The organism is Leisingera sp. NJS204, from assembly GCF_004123675.1.
GTDB lineage: Bacteria > Pseudomonadota > Alphaproteobacteria > Rhodobacterales > Rhodobacteraceae > Leisingera.
Genome location: NZ_CP035417.1, coordinates 337,024 through 356,596 on the forward strand (window position 1 = coordinate 337,024; position 19,573 = coordinate 356,596).

17 protein-coding genes are annotated in these 19,573 nt (G+C 61.5%); 13 read left to right on the plus strand and 4 right to left on the minus strand.

Annotated features, from left to right (window positions below; all coding sequences use genetic code 11):
* Positions 1-9: 9 nt before the first annotated feature.
* Both aroA and ETW24_RS01750 read left to right on the plus strand, forming a co-directional pair.
* A complete protein-coding gene (gene aroA / locus ETW24_RS01745; protein WP_129369484.1) occupies positions 10-1,356 on the plus strand; it encodes a 3-phosphoshikimate 1-carboxyvinyltransferase in 1,347 nt (448 codons plus the stop codon).
* Positions 1,353-1,985 carry a (d)CMP kinase gene (locus ETW24_RS01750; RefSeq protein ID WP_129369485.1) on the plus strand — a complete coding sequence of 211 codons (633 nt, stop codon included), beginning with the start codon at positions 1,353-1,355 and terminating at the stop codon, positions 1,983-1,985. Before aroA ends, ETW24_RS01750 begins: the two co-directional genes overlap by 4 nt.
* Before the next feature lie 107 nt (positions 1,986-2,092).
* On the opposite strand, the gene ETW24_RS01755 is transcribed toward ETW24_RS01750, so the two are convergent.
* Positions 2,093-2,572: a YHS domain-containing (seleno)protein gene (locus tag ETW24_RS01755; protein WP_129369486.1), complete on the minus strand. Its 480-nt coding sequence runs from the start codon at positions 2,570-2,572 to the stop codon at positions 2,093-2,095.
* Between the two features lie 234 nt (positions 2,573-2,806).
* Between ETW24_RS01755 and ETW24_RS01760 the strand changes: the two genes are divergently transcribed.
* The 6 genes from ETW24_RS01760 (at position 2,807) to ETW24_RS01785 (ending at position 9,497) form a co-directional block, all read left to right on the plus strand.
* The gene (locus ETW24_RS01760; protein ID WP_129369487.1) at positions 2,807-3,349 is read left to right on the plus strand and encodes a hypothetical protein; all 543 of its coding nucleotides are present in this window, start codon (positions 2,807-2,809) and stop codon (positions 3,347-3,349) included.
* Positions 3,350-3,516: 167 nt separating this feature from the next.
* Positions 3,517-4,662: an amidohydrolase gene (locus ETW24_RS01765; RefSeq protein WP_129369488.1), complete on the plus strand. Its 1,146-nt coding sequence runs from the start codon at positions 3,517-3,519 to the stop codon at positions 4,660-4,662.
* A 2-nt stretch (positions 4,663-4,664) separates the two neighbouring features.
* Positions 4,665-5,855, plus strand: coding sequence for a diaminopropionate ammonia-lyase (locus ETW24_RS01770; protein ID WP_129369489.1), 1,191 nt, complete (start codon positions 4,665-4,667; stop codon positions 5,853-5,855).
* Positions 5,848-7,014: a M24 family metallopeptidase gene (locus ETW24_RS01775; RefSeq protein ID WP_129369490.1), complete on the plus strand. Its 1,167-nt coding sequence runs from the start codon at positions 5,848-5,850 to the stop codon at positions 7,012-7,014. The genes ETW24_RS01770 and ETW24_RS01775 overlap by 8 nt, the downstream gene beginning before the upstream one ends.
* A 13-nt stretch (positions 7,015-7,027) precedes the next feature.
* Positions 7,028-7,783: a maleate cis-trans isomerase family protein gene (locus ETW24_RS01780; RefSeq protein WP_129369491.1), complete on the plus strand. Its 756-nt coding sequence runs from the start codon at positions 7,028-7,030 to the stop codon at positions 7,781-7,783.
* A 142-nt stretch (positions 7,784-7,925) separates the two neighbouring features.
* Positions 7,926-9,497 carry an alkaline phosphatase family protein gene (locus ETW24_RS01785; protein ID WP_129369492.1) on the plus strand — a complete coding sequence of 524 codons (1,572 nt, stop codon included), beginning with the start codon at positions 7,926-7,928 and terminating at the stop codon, positions 9,495-9,497.
* 85 nt (positions 9,498-9,582) lie between these two features.
* On the opposite strand, the gene ETW24_RS01790 is transcribed toward ETW24_RS01785, so the two are convergent.
* Both ETW24_RS01790 and ETW24_RS01795 read right to left on the minus strand, forming a co-directional pair.
* On the minus strand, positions 9,583-12,621 hold the full coding sequence (locus ETW24_RS01790) for a M10 family metallopeptidase (protein WP_129369493.1): 3,039 nt from the start codon (positions 12,619-12,621) through the stop codon (positions 9,583-9,585).
* A gap of 27 nt (positions 12,622-12,648) precedes the next feature.
* The gene (locus ETW24_RS01795; protein ID WP_129369494.1) at positions 12,649-13,053 is read right to left on the minus strand and encodes a hypothetical protein; all 405 of its coding nucleotides are present in this window, start codon (positions 13,051-13,053) and stop codon (positions 12,649-12,651) included.
* 280 nt (positions 13,054-13,333) lie between these two features.
* Between ETW24_RS01795 and ETW24_RS01800 the strand changes: the two genes are divergently transcribed.
* The 4 genes from ETW24_RS01800 to ETW24_RS01815 all read left to right on the plus strand — a co-directional run bounded on the left by ETW24_RS01800 (position 13,334) and on the right by ETW24_RS01815 (position 16,989).
* On the plus strand, positions 13,334-14,236 hold the full coding sequence (locus ETW24_RS01800) for a metal ABC transporter substrate-binding protein (protein ID WP_129369495.1): 903 nt from the start codon (positions 13,334-13,336) through the stop codon (positions 14,234-14,236).
* 97 nt (positions 14,237-14,333) lie between these two features.
* Complete coding sequence (locus ETW24_RS01805) at positions 14,334-15,251, plus strand: manganese/iron ABC transporter ATP-binding protein (RefSeq protein ID WP_275423049.1); 918 nt, start codon at positions 14,334-14,336, stop codon at positions 15,249-15,251.
* A complete protein-coding gene (locus tag ETW24_RS01810) occupies positions 15,251-16,129 on the plus strand; it encodes a metal ABC transporter permease (RefSeq protein WP_129372809.1) in 879 nt (292 codons plus the stop codon). Before ETW24_RS01805 ends, ETW24_RS01810 begins: the two co-directional genes overlap by 1 nt.
* The gene (locus tag ETW24_RS01815; RefSeq protein WP_129369496.1) at positions 16,129-16,989 is read left to right on the plus strand and encodes a metal ABC transporter permease; all 861 of its coding nucleotides are present in this window, start codon (positions 16,129-16,131) and stop codon (positions 16,987-16,989) included. Before ETW24_RS01810 ends, ETW24_RS01815 begins: the two co-directional genes overlap by 1 nt.
* A gap of 1 nt (position 16,990) precedes the next feature.
* Here ETW24_RS01815 and ETW24_RS01820 read toward each other — a convergent pair whose 3' ends face one another.
* On the minus strand, positions 16,991-17,905 hold the full coding sequence (locus ETW24_RS01820; RefSeq protein ID WP_129369497.1) for a LysR substrate-binding domain-containing protein: 915 nt from the start codon (positions 17,903-17,905) through the stop codon (positions 16,991-16,993).
* A 94-nt stretch (positions 17,906-17,999) separates the two neighbouring features.
* Here ETW24_RS01820 and ETW24_RS01825 point away from each other — a divergent pair, with 94 nt between their 5' ends.
* Entirely contained in the window at positions 18,000-19,520 is a 1,521-nt protein-coding gene (locus ETW24_RS01825; protein ID WP_129369498.1) for a trimethylamine methyltransferase family protein, read from the plus strand.
* The last annotated feature ends 53 nt before the right edge of the window (positions 19,521-19,573 follow it).

Below are 19,573 nucleotides of genomic sequence, written 5' to 3' on the forward strand. Positions count from 1 at the left end.
GGAAGCCCCATGTCCGGACACGGCACGCCCATCCCGATGACCTCCCACCGTGCCGACCCGCTTAAGGGCGTGGCAGAGGTGCCCGGCGACAAGTCGATCTCGCACCGCTCGCTGATCCTGGGCGCACTGTCGGTGGGGGAGACCAGGATCTCCGGCCTGCTGGAGGGCGAGGACGTTCTGGATACCGCCAAGGCGATGCAGGCCTTTGGCGCAGAGGTGGTGAACCATGGCGGCGGCAGCTGGTCGGTGTTCGGCGTTGGCGTCGGCGGCTTTGCTGAGCCGGGCAATGTGATCGACTGCGGCAACTCGGGCACCGGGGTGCGGCTGATCATGGGGGTGATGGCCACCTCTCCGATCACCGCGACCTTCACTGGCGATGCATCGCTGAACAAGCGCCCAATGGCGCGCGTCACCGACCCGCTGGCGTTGTTCGGCACCCAATCCGTGGGCCGCTCCGGCGGGCGGCTGCCAATGACCATCGTGGGTGCGGCTGACCCGGTGCCGGTGCGCTACGAGGTGCCAGTGCCGTCGGCGCAGGTGAAATCCGCGGTGCTGTTTGCCGGCCTCAACGCACCGGGCAAAACCGTAGTGATCGAAAAGGAAGCCACCCGCGACCATACCGAGCGGATGCTGGCGGGCTTTGGCGCCGAGATCACCACTAAGGAAACCGAAGAGGGCCGCGTCATCACCCTGACCGGCCGTCCGGAGCTGAAACCGCAGGTGATCGCGGTGCCGCGCGATCCGTCCTCGGCGGCCTTCCCGGTCTGTGCTGCGCTGATCACCCCCGGTTCCGACGTGCTGGTGCCGAACATCGGCCTGAACCCGACCCGCGCGGGCCTCTACTATACCTTGAAGGACATGGGTGCAGATCTGACGTTCGAGAACATGCGCGAAGAGGGCGGCGAGCCGGTGGCCGATCTGCGTGCCAAATACTCGCCCGGCATGAAAGGCATCGAGGTTCCGCCGGAACGCGCCGCCTCGATGATTGACGAATACCCGGTGCTGTCGGTGGTTGCCTCCTTTGCGGAAGGCAAGACCATGATGGGGGGCGTCAAGGAACTGCGGGTGAAGGAAAGCGACCGGATTGATGCGATGGCCAAGGGGCTGCGCATCAATGGTGTGACGGTTGAGGAAGGCGACGACTGGTGGGAAGTCACCGGCCTTGGCATCGACGGTGTGCCTGGCGGCGGCACCTGCGAAAGCGTCCTGGATCACAGGATCGCCATGTCCTTTATGGTGATGGGCATGGGGGCGCAAAAGGCTGTTTCGGTCGATGACGGCGGCCCGATTGCAACATCTTTCCCGATCTTTGAGAGCCTGATGGGGGACCTCGGCGCCAAGCTGGAGCGCACATGAGCGAAAGTTACACGATAGCTGTCGACGGCCCCGCGGCGGCTGGCAAGGGGACACTGTCCAAGGCACTGGCAGCCCATTACGGTTTCAGCCACCTGGATACCGGTCTTTTGTACCGTGCCGTGGGTGCCAAGATGCTGGATGGTGTGGCACCGGTTGAGGCCGCGCAGAACCTGACACCGGAAGACCTGGCGCGCGACGACCTGCGCGGGCGGGAGGTGGCACAGGCGGCCTCCAAAGTGGCAGTGATAGCCGAAGTGCGCGCCGCACTGATTGACTTCCAGCGCGCCTTTGCCCGCCGGGCCGGGGGCGCAGTGCTTGACGGGCGCGACATTGGCACCGTGATCTGTCCCTATGCGCAGGTGAAATTCTTTGTGACCGCCAGCGCCGAAGTCCGCGCCCGGCGCCGGTTTCTGGAACTCGCCGCTGCGGGCAAGGTAACCACGCTGGATGAGGTGCTGGGTGACGTGAAGGCCCGCGACGAGCGCGACATGAACCGTGCCGAGGCGCCGTTGCGGCCGGCGGCTGACGCCATCCTGATCGACACCAGCGATCTGAGCATCGAGGAAGCTCTGGCCAAGGCGATCACCGTGATTGAAGCCCGCCGCGAGGCCGGCGAAACACTGGCGTAGACACCAAACAACCAAAAACACCCGCAGCTGACGCATCAGCCGCGGGTGCAAGGGCAGGCGGGACGGAGCAGACCGCCTGACCCTCCGGGACGCAGTGTGGTTCGTGATCAGAGCTCGCTGACGGCGGTGTGCTTGATCTGGCCCCACTGGGTGTCTGCGGTTTTGGCGGTGCCTGCCACATCTTCCAGGAAGGCGGCACGGGTGGCGGCGTTCAGGAACAGGAACAGCTTGCCGTCATGCACCAGATACTGGTCCGGGTCGCCGTCGAATTTCTTGCCAACAGACACACCATAGGAACAAAAGCCGCCGTGCTGCGGCAGGTATTTCGCCGGATCGGCCTCGAACGCGGTCTTGTTCTCCTCAGAAGTGAAGTAATAAGAGGCGCCATCCACAGTGGCAGAGTAGTTTGCCACGCCGCCCACCGGGTTGCGGCTGTCCAGCAGCGACACAAGGTCAACACCATGCGCGGCCAGCGGCGCACCGCCGGCAGAGATACCGTTGGAGACATTGAGCTCATCCGCGGCAAAGGCCGGGGCAGACAGGGCGGCAGAGAGCGAAATCAGGGCGGTTGTCAGAAGAATTTTCATCGGTGTCCTCATCAGGTTCAGTTGCGGGTTGTTCTGTTCAGTTCAGGCTGTGCAGCCCGATGAGTTGAACTTAGGTCCGGAATCTCGGACGTTTAATTCCCGTTCGTTCGCCTGATATTGCAGATCGTCCCGATCTTCGTTTGGGCTTAGTCACGGAGCCTCACTCATCTGTGCATGGAGCCTCGCGCCGCAGCGCAGTAGCCTGTGTGCATGTGTCAATGAGGAGATGCCGTTATGGCCTGGTTGCGGACGATTGTGACAGCGTGTGTTCTTGCGGTGCCTGCCTTGGCGCAGGACGCGCCCGAAGCCCCCCAAGCCCCGGAGCCGCCGATGACCTATGAGCGATTGGGGCGGATACTCTTTGCGCTGGACGAAAACGCACAGCCCGCGGGCACCGGGTTTCAGCTGACCATTTCCGGCGTGCCGATGCTGATCGTGACCGACCGGACGGCAGACCGGATGCGGGCAATGGTGCCGCTGCGCCCGGCCGAGGGGCTGACAGCGGAAGAGATGATGCGGATGATGCAGGCCAATTTCGACACCGCTCTGGATGCACGCTATGCCGTGGCCAAGGGGCGGCTTTGGGCGGTGTTCATCCACCCGCTGTCATCCTTGGAGAAAGATCAGCTGATTTCCTCGCTCGGCCAGACGGTCAATATCGCCCGCACCTATGGCACGCTTTACACCGGTGGCGCCTTGCAGTTCGGCGGTGGCGACAGCCCCGGCATCCAGCGGCAGCTGATTGAGGAACTGCTGGAAAAGGGAGAGGAAATATAGGCCTTTGATCCCGGACTGCAGCCCGCGCGGCCTGCATTATTGACAGATACGAATTTCAGCCCGTAACCCGTCCACGGCAATAAATTTCGTCACAGCCGCTCGGGAAATATACGCGCCAAGTCATGTTTCGCAGAATAAGGTCGCTGCAAACAGCTTGGGGAACGCATATGAACAGCTTTCAGGACCGCCTGACCGCGCTGCGCCGGGATTTTCACCGGCATCCGGAGCTTGGCTTTCAGGAAGACCGGACCAGGGCCAAGGTTGCCGATCATTTGCGCGGCCTTGGGCTGGAGGTGCATGAAGGGGCCGGTGTTGCCGGCCTGCTGCGGGCGGGAACCGGCAACCGGGCCATCGGGCTGCGGGCCGATATGGATGCGCTGCCGATCACTGAAACCTCCACCCACGGTTATGTTTCTGAAACGCCGGGCAAAATGCATGCCTGCGGCCATGACGGCCATATGACAATGCTGTTGGGCGCCGCGGAACGGCTGGTGCAGGAGCAGGGGTTTGACGGCACTGTTGTGTTCATCTTTCAACCCAATGAGGAACACGGGCTGGGCGCGCAGGCGATGATTTCCGAGGGGCTGCTGGAGCGGTTCCCGATCGAAGAAGTCTATGCCATTCACAATCTGCCCGGCGCGCCGGTGGGGCAGGTTTCGACCCGTCCGGGCCAGATTTGCGGCAGCGAAAGCCTGTTTGAAATCTCGATCAAAGGGCAGGGCGGCCATGCCTCGATGCCGCAGGCGGGGGTTGATGCCATCACCGTCGGGGCGGAAATGGTGCTGGCGCTGCAAACCATCGTTTCGCGCAAGCTGGCGCCGGGGGCGGGCGCGGTGGTCTCGGTCACCGAGTTCCTGACAAACGGCCAGCGCAATGTGCTGCCGGGTCACGCCGTGCTGAAGGGCGACGTGCGCGCACGGGTGCCTGCGGACCGCGAGGCCATTGAAAGTTTCATGCGCCAGATTACGGCTGGTGTTGCGGCCACCCATGCGGTGGAGGTTGAGATGAGCTTCAACACCGAATTTGTCGAAACCATCAATGCGGAAGGCCCGGCCGAAGCTGCCTGCCGTGCGGGCGAAGCGGCGGGTTGCGAGGTGATCCGCAACCGTCCGCCGATGAGCTTTTCCGAAGATTTTGCCCATTTCGCCGCCGCTGTTCCGGGCTGCTTTTTGCTGATGGGCAATGGCGAGGACGGGCCGAACGGCCAGCCGCTGCATGCGGCGGATTATGATTTCAACGACGCTCTGCTGCCTATTGGCGCAGAGTTCTGGGTGCAGCTGGTGCGTGACCGGCTGCCAGCGGGAAAGGACTGACCATGTTTGAACACTTTACTGTTGCCATGCGCCACACGGCAGGCAGCCCGAAACCCGGCGATGCCGCTTATACCGTTCTGTCCGAGCAGGATTTTAGCAATGCCTGTGCAGAAATCACCGCTTGGGACGGCTATGAAGCGACGCCGCTGGTCTCGCTGGCAGGGCTGGCGGACAAGATCGGCGTAGGCCGGATTGATTATAAACACGAAGGACCGCGGTTCGGCTTGGGCAGTTTCAAGGCGCTGGGCGGGTCTTATGCAGCGTTGCGGGTGCTGCAGCGCGAGCTGAGCCGCCAATCGGGCCAGGACGTCAGCCTGGAAGATATCCGCAAGGGCGCCCATAAACAGGCCTGCGCCGGGATCACCCTGGTGTCTGCCACTGATGGCAACCATGGCCGCTCGCTGGCTTGGGGCTGCCAGCGGTTCGGCGCACCCTGCCGGATCTACATACACGCCGAGGTCAGCGAAGGCCGCGCTGTCGCCATGCGCGAACTGGGTGCCGAGGTGATCCGTATCACCGGCGATTACGATGAATCCGTGCTGCTGGCCAAGAAAGAAGCCGAGGAAAACGGCTGGTTCGTGGTCTCGGATACCTCCTGGGAAGGCTACACCGAGCCGCCGCGCGATGTGATGGCCGGTTACTGCGTGATGACCCGCGAAGTTTGCGAGACTCTGGAGCAAGCGCCGACACACGTCTTTCTGCAGGGCGGTGTCGGCGGTCTGGCGGCTTCGGTCGCGGCGGCGCTGCGGCAGTACTATGGCGCCGAGGCACCGCGGGTTGTGATCGTTGAGCCGGAACTGGCCGCTTGCCTGTTCGACAGCGCCCGCAACGGCAAGGCGACCAATTTCGCAATCCGGGAAGAAACCATCATGGCGGGCCTGTCCTGCGGCGAGCCGTCGGGAATGGCCTGGGAAATCCTGGCCGAGGAAGCCTCGGATTTTCTGACCATCCCGGACAGCATTGTGGCCCCTGCGGTGCGGCTGCTGGCCAATGCGGAAACCGGCGATCCGGCGGTTGAAGCGGGTGAAAGCGCAGTTGCGGGCCTTGCAGCCCTGATTGCCGCCTGCCAGGCGCCGGATCTGGCCGAACAGCTGGGGCTGGGGCCAGACTCGAGGGTTCTGCTGATCGGCTCTGAAGGTGTCACCGACCCGGCGATCTACGCTGCGATCATGGCCGGAGAAAACAATGTCTAATGCGCCCATGCGCGGGTTCCCGGACGCGGAATTCGCTGCCCGGACCCAAAAGGCGCAGGCGCTGATGGCACAGCAGGGGCTTGATGGGCTGTTGCTGCTGACCGAGCCTGAAGTGCGCTATTTCAGTGGTTTTCACACCCTGTTCTGGCAAAGCCCGACCCGGCCCTGGTTCCTGTTTGTGCCGCCTGCGGGCAAACCCATTGCGATCATCCCGGAAATCGGCGCCGACCTGATGCACCGCACCTGGATCGAGGATATCCGCACCTGGAGCGCCCCTGCGCCCCAGGACGACGGCCTCAGCCTGCTGACAGAGCTGCTGTCGCCGATTGCCGGGCGCGGCGGCAGCATTGGCATCATGAAAGGGCATGAAACCGCGCTGCGGATGCCGCTGGGTGATTATGAACGCCTGATGACCGGCTTGCCGGGGCTGAAGGTCGCGGATGCAACACCGCTGGTGCGCAGCCTGCGGATGGTGAAATCCGCGGCGGAGATCGAAAAACTAGCGCATATCTGCGCCATCGGCTCGCGCAGCTTTGCGCAGGTGCCGCAGATCGCCCAGAAAGGCCAGCCGTTCGAGGATCTGTTCCGTGCCTTCCGCCGCGAAGCCCTGGCGCAAGGCGCGGATGACGTGCCCTATCTGGTCGGCGGCGCCGATCAGGGCGGCTATAGCGACGTGATTTCACCACCGACCGGCCGGCCGTTGCAGGCAGGCGACATTGTGATGCTGGATACCGGTGCCACCTGGGACGGGTATTTTTGCGATTTTGACCGCAACTTTGCCATCGGCCGCGCCGACGATCTGTCGCGCCGGGCCTATGACGTGCTGTGGCGGGCGACCGAGGCCGGGATTGCTGCCGCCAAACCCGGCGCCACCTGCCGGGATTTGTTCCAGGCGATGCAGGACGTGATTGCAGAGCTGGACGATCAGGGCGGCGATGTAGGCCGGCTGGGCCACGGATTGGGAATGCAGCTGACCGAATGGCCCTCGCACGCGGTGTTTGACGGGACGGTGATCGAGGAAAACATGGTGCTGACGCTGGAGCCTTCGCTGGGGTACGGTGACGGCAAGATCATGGTGCATGAGGAAAACATTGTGGTGCGCGCTGGTGGTGCGGAATTGCTGACAACCCGCGCCGCGCCTGAACTGCCGGTGATCTGAAGGAGGACCCGCGATGAAGCTCCCTTATGACACGGACGCCGGCATCGGCACCCGCGCGACCCTGGGTGTGATCGTGCTGGAAACCGATGAGACGCTGGAGCCGGAATTCTCCCGGATGATGGCGCGGGACGGCGTGGCGCTTTATCACAGCCGCATTCCGATGGTGCCTGAGGTCCGGCCTGAAACCCTGGTACAGATGCAAGCGGATCTGCCGGCCTCGGCCCGGTTGTTCCCGTCTTCCCTCGACTTTGATGTGATCGGCTATGGCTGTACCTCGGCGTCAACCGTGATCGGCTCGGCCAAGGTTTCCGAAGCGGTGCAGACGGTCTTGCCCAAGGCCAAGGTGACCGACCCGCTGGCGGCGATCATTGCAGCGGGCAGGGCGCTGGGCGCCTCCCGGCTGGGGTTTGTCACGCCGTACTTGCCAGAGGTTTCAGCGCAGATGCGGGCCAATCTGGAAGATGCGGGATTTGCAATCGCAGGCTTTGGCTCGTTTGAGGAAATGGACGACCGGGTGGTGGCGCGGATCACCGAGGCGGCCATTGCGGATGCGGCGCAGCAGGTTGCCCAGGCAGGGGAATGCGATGCCATCGTGATTTCCTGTACCAACCTGCGTTGCCTGCAGATCATTCCAGAGATTGAGGCGCAAACCGGGGTACCGGTGATCTCCAGCAACCAGGCGCTGGCCTGGCACATGCTGCGTCTTGCAGGTGTTACGGAGCCGCAACCGCAATTCGGCAGGCTGTTCGCACGGGGCCTGGCCGTCTGATAGATACAATTGTCCAGGATTTGTCAGCTGACAACTTTTCAGATTGCATCCTGCCGAGCGGTGTAAACGGAGCTTGAAATCCCTGTGCAGATCGCGACAGATTGCCAGTCGAAATCTGTCTTGTGCTTGCAAGGATGCCTGGATGCCTGCCAACCACCCCGAGACCCGTCCCGCAAACCGGAACGTGCTGTTCATCATCATCGACCAGCTGCGCGCGGATTGTTTGTTTGGCGCATTGGCGGAACATGTGGAGCTGCCGAACATCCGTGCCTTTATGAAGGATGCGGTGTCCTTCAAACGGCATTTCTCGGTCACCAACCCTTGCGGGCCGTCGCGGGCCTCAATCCTGACCGGGCAATACGCAATGAACCATCGCTCGGTCCGCAATGGCACGCCGCTGCGTCATGACACGCCGAACATTGCGACGGAAATGCGCAAGGCAGGCTATATGCCGATGCTGTTCGGCTATACTGATACGTCGCAGGACCCGCGGGCATTTGATGCCAATGATCCGGCGCTCAGAACCTATGAATTCCCGATGAACGGGTTTCATGAGATGACCGAGATGCGGATGGAGATGTCCTATCCGTGGCAGTCGCATCTGATGAACCGGGGCTATGCGTTCGAAAACTATTGGGATGTCTACAAACCTGTGCCGCCAAGTGGCGGCGCGCCCAGGCTGAACGATCCGGCGCTCTATGCCGCTGAAGACAGTGACACCGCGTTTCTGACCAATTCCTTCCTTGGCAAAATGACCGCCTACCACAAGGAAAGCTGGTTCGCGCATCTGACCTATATCCGCCCGCACCCGCCGTTGGTGGCGCCAGCCCCCTATAACACCATGTATGATCCTGCCTCGCTGCCGCTGCCGGAACGGCTGGCGACACCGGATGCGGAGTGCGAACAGCATCCGTTCTTTGATCCGGTACTGCGCAAGAGTACGATCGCGGGCTTCGTAGAAGGGTTCCCGGATCTTGAGCCGACAGATGATAACATCCGCACCCTGCGCGCGGTTTATCTGGGGCTTGCGAGCGAGGTGGACCATCACGTCGGCCGTGTGATCGAGTTTCTTAAAGACACGGGCCAGTACGACAACACGATGGTGGTGATCACTGCCGATCATGGCGAGATGCTGGGCGACCGGCATTCCTGGGGAAAAATGACGGTCTATGACGCCGCCTATCACACGCCGCTGATCATCCGGATGCCGGGCAATGAGGCGAATGCCGGAGCCTGCCTCAGCCAGAGCACCGAGTCGATTGACGTGACGCCGACCATTCTGGAATGGGTCGGGCAGGAGATCCCGAATTCGATGGACGGGCGGTCGCTGCTGCCGCTGTTGCGGGGAGAGGAGCCGCAGGACTGGCGGCAGTATTCCTTCTCGGAACTGGATTTCTCAGAGCCGCAAAAGCAGACGCTGTGGCAGCAGGCGCTGGGCACATCGCCAAGCGAGAGCGGCCTGGGCATCCTGCGGGACGAACGGTTCACACTGGTTGAGTTTGCCGCTGATCTGCCGCCGATGCTGTTTGACAGCGAAGGGCAGGGGGAGCTGGAGAATGTGGCCGGGCAGCCGGACTACGCAAGCGATCTGAACCGGCTGACCCGGATGATGCTGCGGCACCGGATGAAAAACATGGATCACACGCTGTCGCTGATGTCGATCACCCCGGATGGCGCGCGCGGCGTGGCGCGGTTTCCGCAGTCGAAAACCTGACCGCGGTTTTTTGCGGGCTGTAACGGGAAAAAAACAAACACCCGGCCCCCTTGACGGAGACCGGGCGTTTGTTTTCATGCGGGCTTTAGATGAACCAGTCGTCGGTCAGCTCGGCATTTGACCTCACCCCTCTCAGATAGGCGATCTGAAACGCGTCCTCGCCCCCCTCACCGTCAGCGTCATATTCCAGCCAAACTGCACGGCTGTCGCTAAGGCTCAGGTTGCCGCTGGACAAGGCGTCGTCAAGATTGGTGCCCAGATCCTGAAGCAGCCCGTCGATGTCGAGCAAGTCCCCATCGCTCAGCTTGAAATCGCTGATGGTGTCCCCTGCGTCCTCGGCCGCGGCAAAGATAAACACATCGGCATCCCTGCCGCCTTTAAGGAGGTCCGCCCCGGCGCCGCCTTCCAGCCGGTCCATGCCGGACCCGCCATCCAGCTTGTCTATTCCGGCACCGCCCGACAGCGTGTCATCGCCGTTGCCGCCTTTCAGCTGGTCGATGCCGCTGCCGCTGCTGAGCATGTCATTGCCATCGCCGCCATCGGCCTTGTTATTGCCGTTGCCAGCCGAAAGCGTGTCATCCCCCAGGCCGCCCTTCAGTTTGTCGTCCCCTGCGCCACTGGTGATCTGGTCGTTCCCGTCACCGCCAAATAGCCTGTTTTCGCCATCACCGGCGTATATCGTGTCGTCCCCTTCACCGCCTTTAATGTTGTCCTGTTCGCTGCCGCCGGACAAGCTGTCATCGCCTTCACCGCCGTTCAGTTTGTTTTCGCCATCGCCGGCGTATAGCGTGTCATCGCCTTCGCCGCCAATAAGCTTGTCTTTGCCACTGCCCGAGGTGAGGACATCATCACCGCTGCCGCCATCCAGCTTGTTGCTGCCATCGCCGGCAGACATCGTGTCATCGCCTTCGCCGCCTGACATTTTGTCCTTTCCGCTGCCGCCGGACATGCTGTCATCGCCCTCGCCGCCATCCAGCTTGTTGTTGCCATCGCCGGCCGACATTGTGTCGTCGCCACCGCCGCCTGACAGCCGGTCTTTGTCAATGCCGCCGGTTATGGCGTCGTCCCCTTCGCCGCCTTCAATCCGGTTCTTGCCATCGCCGCCGTCCAAATTGTCATTGCCCAGACCGCCATATATCCGGTCTGTGCCGGAGCCGGCTGTCAAAGTGTCGTCACCCTCTTCACCGGTCAGGAAGTTTCTTCCGCCGCCGCCGTGGATCGCGTCGTCCCCGTCGCCGCCATAGATTTTGTCGTTTCCGTCCTCGGCAGTCAGACTGTCATCGCCCAGGCCGCCATAGATCTTGTTGTTACCGACGCCGCCGTCCAGCGTGTCATTGCCGCCGCGCCCTTCCAGTAGATCGTTGCCAGCACGGCCTTCGATCAAGTTGGCAAGGTCATTGCCATAGGCCTTGTCATTGCCGCTGCCCAGGATGGCGTTCTCAATCTCGGTGCCTTCACTGATTGTCAGGCTTTTGGAGCCTATTTTGCTGGTTGCCCCGCTTGCCAGGTCGATCGTGGAACCCCGCGTGACGGCACTAAGATCCAGTGTGTCAATGCCGCCATTTGTGTCAGTGACGGTGCCGAGTTGAATGGTCCATTGCGTCGTGAAGGTGTCATCGTAGACATACACGTTATCAATAGTCCCTGGGGTCGGGTCCGGGTCGGGAGTCGGGTCCGGATCAGGAGTCGGATCCGGATCAGGTGTGGGATCAGGGTCAGGTGTCGGATCCGGATCGGGTGTTGGATCAGGATCCGGTGCGGGTTCAGGATCGGGTGTTGGGTCCGGTGCCGGCCCCGGGGTGCCGGAGGTGTTGATGATCTCTGCCAGGCTGGCGTCCTCATTCACGCCGACAAGAAAGACCAAAAGAGCATTGTTGCCGCCGTGTGAAATCTTCAGCCAGGATCCGCCGCTGCCGGCCTGCAGCGTTGCAACGCCGTCGCCTGCCGGATCATCTCCCTCATAGCCGATTGCTTGCAGCAGCTGCGCGATGTTGATCCTGTCGCCTGCTGCCAGATCAAAGTCAGCAATGGAATCGCCGGCCTCGCTGAGGCTTGTATATACGAACCGGTCCGCACCATTGCCGCCTGTCAGCAGGTCAGCACCATCGCCGCCGATCAAGGTATCGTTGCCGTCACCGCCCTCAATCTGGTCATTTCCGGCGCCGCTTTCCAGCTGGTTATCCGCTGCATTGCCTGTGATATGGTCGATACCCGAGCCGGTAATCGCGTTTTCGATCACGGTGCCGCGGGCAATGGCGAAATTGCCGGTCTTACCGTTGAGGCTGGAAAAGGTTTCCTCATTCAGGTTCAGCGTCTGATTGTAGCTGCGCGAGCTGAGGCTGATCAGATCTATGCCGCCGTTATCTACAACAGCCACGCCGAAGCTGCCGTTCAAATCCATGCCGAAGCGGCCGGTGGTTTGCCCGTCGCCATAAATGGTGTCGCCCGTTTCGATGTCCACGGGTGTGCCATAGAGATGGTGAACCGCTGCGATATCAGCAAGCTGAGCGGTTGCCAGATAGGCAAAGGACGCATCCACCGCGGTGTTCTCGGACTGGCTGAAGTAGGACATGATCGACATTTGCCAGCTGTCATTGGCAAAATGCGCGTCCGAGCCGTAGCTGGCGCTGCCGTTGTAGCTGCCGGTGTGGCCCAGGCCCAGGGCGTGGCCGATCTCATGGATGTAAGTTTGCAGGTAGTAATTGCCGTATTGGGCCCAGGCATCGTCGATATTGATGCTGGAGCTTAGAATGGTGCCATTGCTGACCGAAGAACTGGCATAGGCGCCGGACCGGTTGTCGTCGAAAGTGATCTTGGCGCTGCCGGTGGTTTCGACAAATTCGATCCCGCTCAGCGCCGTCCAGCTCTCCAGCGCCTTGCGTGCGGTTTCTTTTCCGGTTCCATTCAACCCGCTGAGGTTGACAGTGAGCTGACCGCCGGTTTCCACATCAAAGGAGCGCTCTGTGCGGCCGGTCGACTGCCAATATCCCTTGTAAAGATACTCTGCCACCTGATCGACGGTGTAGGTGGGTTTGCTGCCAGCAGACTGGCCGCCCGAGCCTGTGCCGCTGCCATCGGTGCTTTCGGGAATTCTGTGATTGGCTTGACCGCAATATTCACACATGTCCGTGCTCCATCCTAGATCTTTAAATTACAAAGGGAATTCAGTGTGCTGGACCAATTGGCCGGCATAGCCCGCAAGACTGTCACCGCTCAGCTGCCCATCCATGACCGACTGTTCGATGACCGGGCCTTGGCCGCTGCGGCCGTCGCTGTGCCGCCAGGCCAACCAGCCGGAGATCCAATCCGCCGACCGGTTCTGTTCGACGAAACGCAAGGTCAGGTCCGGACCGGCCTGCAAGCCGTCAGCAGCGGTAACCGCGGCGCCGGTGAATTTCTGGCGCAAGCCGCCGGCCAGCGCATCGCAGAGCGGTTGCTGCAGAGATCCGCTGCATTGCAGCTGAACAATCTGCACCGGGCTGCCAGCCACAGAAGTGTCAGTGATCAGCAGCTGGATTGCATCGGAACAGCTGGAAAGATTTCCAGGTGAAGTCATGGGGAATGTGCTCGCTCAGTAGGTCGAAGGATCAGGTTCAGTCCCGCGCCGTTCTGGCTGCAGCTTCAGGTTTAGGCGGTGATTGGGGCGAAATGCCGGTTGCGATACGGGCAACATTAAGACGTCATTAACCGCCGTTAACCTTTAGGCAGGGAAGCGGCGGCGGTTCGGCCCCGGTCGGGCGATGCCCGGTTATTGCAAATCATTCGCAATTTCATTGACAGTTGCGAATGATTTGCAATAACAGGAGGTCAAAGACATCTTCAAAACGGAGAATCGGATGTTCCCGAACCTGCTCAAGACAGTTTCCGCCGCCGCTGTTGCGGCCGTTGCTGCCAGCGCTGCCATGGCTGAAGACAAGATGAAGGTTGTCACAACCTTTACCGTGCTGGCCGATATGGCGGCAAATGTGGCAGGGGATGCTGCCGAGGTTGTTTCGGTCACCAAGCCGGGCGCCGAGATCCACGGCTATGAGCCGACCCCGCGTGACATCGTACGGGCACACGATGCCGACCTGATCCTGTGGAACGGGATGAACCTGGAGCTTTGGTTCGAGCAGTTCCTGTCGAATATGGAAGACGTGCCCTCGGTGACGCTGACCGATGGCATTGACCCAATCCCGATTGCAGCGGGCTCTTATGAGGGCAAGGCCAACCCGCATGCCTGGATGGGGTTGGATAACGCGCTGATCTATATCGACAACATCGTCGAGGCCTTTGCCGAGCACGACCCGGAGAACGCCGCAGTCTATGTCAAGAATGCAGGTGAATACAAAGACCGCTTGCGCGCCACAATCGAACCTCTGCGCCGCGCCATTGCCGAAATCCCGGAGGACAAGCGCTGGCTGGTGACCTGCGAGGGCGCCTTTAGCTACCTGGCCCGCGATTTCGGCATGAAGGAGCTGTATTTGTGGCCGATGAACGCCGATCAGGTCGGCACTCCGCAGCAGGTGCGCGGTGTGATCGACGGGGTGCGGGCCAATGATATCCCTGTGGTGTTCTGCGAAAGCACCGTCAACACCGCCCCGGCCGAACAGGTGGCCCGTGAAACCGGCGTGGCCTATGGCGGTGAGTTGTATGTGGACTCGCTCAGCGAAGCGGACGGCCCGGTGCCAACCTATCTGGATCTGCTCAGGGTCACATCCGAAACCGTGGCACGCGGCCTGACCGAGGTCACCAACTGAGCCATCCAACGGAAATCCCTACGCCCCGCAGTTCATGCTGCGGGGTGTTTCATTTCACAAAGCACATTTTCTGTGTGTAACTCTGCAGGACAGCCCCATGCTTGATGCCAGTGAGACCCACATAATGAATACCAGCGCCACGCCCGCCGATGACGGGATCGCCGCAAAGAATGTCACCGTCACCTACCGCAATGGCCACACGGCCCTGTGGGATGCTAGTTTTTCCATTCCCCGCGGCACCGTTGCGGCGCTGGTCGGGGTGAACGGGGCCGGCAAATCGACCCTGTTCAAGGCGATCATGGGGTTTGTGCCGGCCGCGCAGGGTGAAATCCGCATCCTCGGCCTGACCGTCAAGGAGGCACTGCGCAAGAATCTGGTTGCCTATGTGCCGCAATCCGAGGAGGTCGACTGGGCCTTTCCGGTGCTGGTCGAGGACGTGGTGATGATGGGGCGTTACGGCCATATGGGGTTCTTGCGCCGGCCCAAGGCGGCGGATCACGAGGCGGTGGACGAGGCACTGCGCCGGGTCAATATGCAGGACTTCCGCCACCGCCAGATCGGCGAGCTGTCCGGCGGCCAGCGCAAACGGGTGTTCCTGGCCCGCGCCCTGGCACAGGACGGGCAGGTGATCCTGCTGGACGAACCTTTTACCGGCGTGGACGTGAAGACCGAGGAGCAGATCATCGCCCTGCTGCGAGAGCTGCGTGCCGAGGGCCGGGTAATGCTGGTTTCCACCCACAATCTGGGCAGCGTGCCGGAGTTCTGCGACCGTACCGTGCTGGTCAAGGGCACCGTGCTGGGGTTCGGCCCGACCGAGACCACCTTTACCCGCGCCAATCTGGAACATGCCTTTGGCGGTGTTCTGCGCCATTTCACCCTGGGCGGCGATGCGCTGCATGACGACGGCGACACCCGCGAGGTCACCATCCTGACCGACGACGAGCGGCCCTTTGTCCAATACGGCGAAAAAACCCAAACCAGCGAGGGCAAGGCTGAGGGCGGGGGCAAGCCGTGATGGAATACCTGCTGGAGCCGTTCACCTACGGCTATATGACCAATGCGATGTGGGTCTCTTCCTTGGTGGGCGGCGTCTGCGCCTTCCTGTCGGCCTATCTGATGCTCAAGGGCTGGTCTCTCATTGGCGATGCGCTGTCCCACTCCGTTGTGCCGGGGGTGGCAGGGGCCTATATCCTCGGTCTGCCGTTTGCGCTGGGCGCGTTTATTGCGGGCGGGCTGGCGGCGGGGGCGATGCTGTTTTTGTCGGAACGCTCGGGCCTTAAGGTGGATGTGATCATCGGGCTGATCTTCACCTCTTTTTTCGGGCTTGGCTTGTTCATTGTTTCAATCAGCCCGATGTCGGTGTCAGTCCAGACCATCACCATGGGCAACATCCTGGCGATCACGCCCGAGGACACAGCTCAACTTGCAATCATCGGCTTTGTCTCGCTGACAGTGCTGCTGGCCAAGTGGAAGGACTTGATGGTCACCTTCTTTGACGAAAACCACGCCCGCACCATCGGGTTGCGGCCCGGGCTGCTGAAGGCGGTGTTCTTTGTCTTGCTGTCGGCCTCTGTCGTGGCGGCGATGCAGACCGTGGGGGCGTTTCTTGTGATTGCCATGGTGGTGACGCCGGGCGCCACTGCCTATCTGCTCTGCGACCGGTTCCCGCGGCTGATCTTGGTGTCCGTGCTGATCGGTGCCCTCACCAGTTTCTTCGGCGCCTATGCCAGTTACTTTCTGGACGGTGCCACCGGTGGCATCATTGTGACATTGCAAACGCTGATCTTCCTGGCGGTCTTTGTTTTTGCTCCGAAACACGGGCTTCTGGCGGCAAAACGTAAAGCACGCGAAGCATTGAAGCGCGGCCCCGCCGCACAACAGGGAGCCGCGTGATGGACCTTGATACGCTTTTGATGCCGTTTCAGTTTGCGTTCATGCAGAACGCCTTTCTGATCTCACTGATCGTTTCAATCCCGACCGCGTTGCTGTCCTGCTTTCTGGTGATGAAGGGCTGGGCGCTGATGGGCGACGCGGTCAGCCATGCGGTGCTGCCCGGCATTGTGCTGGCCTATATCGTGGGGCTGCCGCTGATCCTTGGCGCCTTTGCCGCTGGGATGCTCTGCGCGGTTGCGACCGGCTATCTTTCCGGCAACAGCCGGGTCAAGCAGGACACGGTGATGGGGGTGGTGTTCTCTGGCATGTTCGGCCTCGGTATCGTGCTTTATGTTTCGGTTGAGACCAACGCCCACCTGGATCACATCCTGTTCGGCAATATGCTGGGGGTTGAAGGGCACGAGCTGCTGACGGCGGGGATTATCTCCCTGGTGGTGGGTGTGGCGCTTGTCCTGAAATGGAAAGATCTGCTGCTGCACAGCTTTGACCCGGCACAGGCGCAGGCGTCCGGGCTGCCGGTCACGGTGCTGCACTATGGGCTGCTGGCGGCCTTGTCGCTGACGATTGTGGCCACCCTGTCGGCGGCGGGGCTGATCCTGGCGATTGGATTGCTGATCGCGCCGGGGGCCATCGCCTTTCTGGTAGTGCGCAAGTTCAGCACCATGCTTTGGGTGTCCGTTCTGATCTGCATGTTCTCGATGCTGGCGGGGACCTATGCCAGCTTCTTCCTCGACAGTGCGCCGGCGCCGACCATTGTGCTGATCCTGACCGCGCTGTTCATCCTCGCCTTTGTGCGGCGGCTGTATGTGACCCGCAAGACCTCGATGCAGCGGGCCAAGGACCCTTCCGGGATCGCGTAAGTCACGCGGCGCCGGGCTGGGCCATTTCCAACAGCCACTGCCGCACCAGTTCGGCATTGGGAACCAGATCCTGGGTCTTGGACCACACCAGGTAAAACCCGGCGCCGGTGGTCCAGGACCAGTTCTTGCGTGCGGCCAGCAGCCCCTGTTTGATCAGCGGTTGCGTCACGTGCTGCCAGCCGAAGGCAAAGCCTTCGCCGGCTATCGCCGCCTGCAGTACCAGCGCGTAATCATTGAGCCGCAGACCTGCCGCGGGCAGGGGGCCTGTAACTCCGAAATGGGCAAACCACTGCTGCCAGCTGGGGCGCTCGCGGATCGGTTCCTCCAGATGTATCAGCCGCTCGTGCAGCAGGTTTGGCACTGTCGCCAGGTTGACGGCCGAGGCCATCACCCGCGGGCTGGCCACCGGATAGATTACCTCGGGCGCAATCAGGGCGGAATGGCAGTCCGGCCAGTTGCCGTGCCCGCGCCGCACCGCCAGCGAGATGCCTTCGGTATTGATATCCGGCTCCCGGTCCGAGCTTTGCAGGCGCAGGTCGATATCGGGATGCGCATCATGCAGCCGGGGCAGTCTTGGCATCACCCAGTAGTATGCAAAAGCCGAGGAGCAATTGAGCGTAACGTGGTCATTGCGTCCGAATTGGCGTACCGCTTTGGCAGAGGACAAGATGTCCTCTAATGCCTTGGACACATCGGTGTAAAGCCGCATTCCCGCCCCGGTCAGCTCCACTTTTCGGTGGCCTCGGCGGAATAAAATAACACCTAACGACGCCTCCATCTGCTTTATGGCCGCACTGACAGCAGGTTGCTGCACGTTCAGCTCCTCCGCCGCACGGGTAAAGGAGCCGTGCCGGGCGGCGGCCTCAAAAACAATCAGGTGACGGGGGCTGGTGAGGAGTTTCCAGAGTTCTTGCATAACTCCTGATTATCCAAACGATCAGATTTTTCAACCGTCACAAACGCGGGTGCCAGAAGTATCGTAATTCATCATTTGGATACTGGAGAGCCCCATGGCCCGACGCGCCCGCGCATCCCGCGATAGAAACACCGCCCCGGCGGGTGCCCCCGCATCGCCATTTATCCAGCGCACACTGCCGTTCTTTGATGTGCTGGATGAGGAAAAACTGACCAGGATCGAGGCCCAGGTGGACTGGATCTTTGAAGACGTCGGCATTGCCTTTCGCGATGATCCCGAAGCGCTGAAGATCTGGAAAGAGGCCGGTGCGCGAATTGATGGCGACATCGTGCGGGCGGATGCGCAGTGGGTCCGGTCGCTGTGCGCCAAGGCACCGCGGGAATTCACCCAGCTGGCCCGCAACCGTGAACGGTCGGTCACCATCGGCGGTAATAATCAGGTGTTTGCCCCGATCTATGGCGCGCCGTTTGTGCGCGATCAGGAGGGCGGCCGCCGCTATGGCGATATGGAGAGTTTCGAGAAGCTGGTGAAGCTCACCTATATGCATCCGAACCTGCACCATGGCGGGCTGGTGATCTGCGAGCCCTGCGATGTGCCGGTCAGCAAACGGCATTTCGACATGCTCTATGCTCATATGACCCTTAGCGACAAACCGCATCTGGGCGCGATCACCGAAATGTCCCGCGCTCAGGACAGTGTCGACATGGCCGAGATCGTCTTTGGGCGTGAGGTCATGGACAACAACTGCGTGATCATGGGCAATGTGAACACCAACTCACCCTTGCTGGTGGACAAGGTGGTGACCGAGGCCGTGCGCACCTATTCCGCCCGCGGGCAGGGGATGATCGTTGTGCCGTTCATTCTGACCGGCGCGATGGGGCCGGTGTCCACCGCGGCCTCTGTGGCGCAGGCGATGGCCGAGGCGATGATGGTCTGCGCCTTTACTCAGCTGGTGCGTCCTGGTGCGCCGTTTGTGCTGGGCAACTTCCTGTCGTCGATGTCGCTGAAATCCGGCGCGCCGACATTTGGGATGCCGGAGCCAGTTGTCTCTAACTATGCCATTGGTCAGCTGGCCCGCCGGGCCGGACTGCCGTTGCGCTGCGGCGGGTCGCTGACCGCGTCCAAGATCGAGGATGCGCAAGCGGCTTATGAAAGTGCCGACTCGATGCACTCCACCATGCTGGCCGGAGCCAACTTTGTGCTGCATTCTGCCGGTTGGATGGAGGGCGGTTTGTGCACCGGTTTCGAAAAGCTGATCATGGATGCCGACCGGCTGGGTTCCTACCAGAAGGTGCTGAGCCAGGGGCTGGACACCAGCGACGAGGCCTTTGCCCGCGATGCTTATGCCGAGGTGGAGCCTGGCGGGCATTTCCTGGGATCGGGCCACACCATGCGCAACTATCAGACCGCGTTTTATGAGCCGAAGCTGAGCGACAGCGAGAATGTCGAAAGCTGGGAAGAGGGCGGCTGCAAGGACATGCGCCAGCGCGCCTATGAGCGCTGGAACCAGATGCTGAACGAGTATGCGGCGCCGCCGATGGATGAGGCGGTGAAAGAGGAGCTGGCCGCCTATGTCGCCCGCCGTAAACAAGAAATTCCGGATGCTTGGTACTAACCCGCTGCTCCGGCCCGCTAGCCAAGATCTCTCACGGCCCAGCTGCCGCTTGC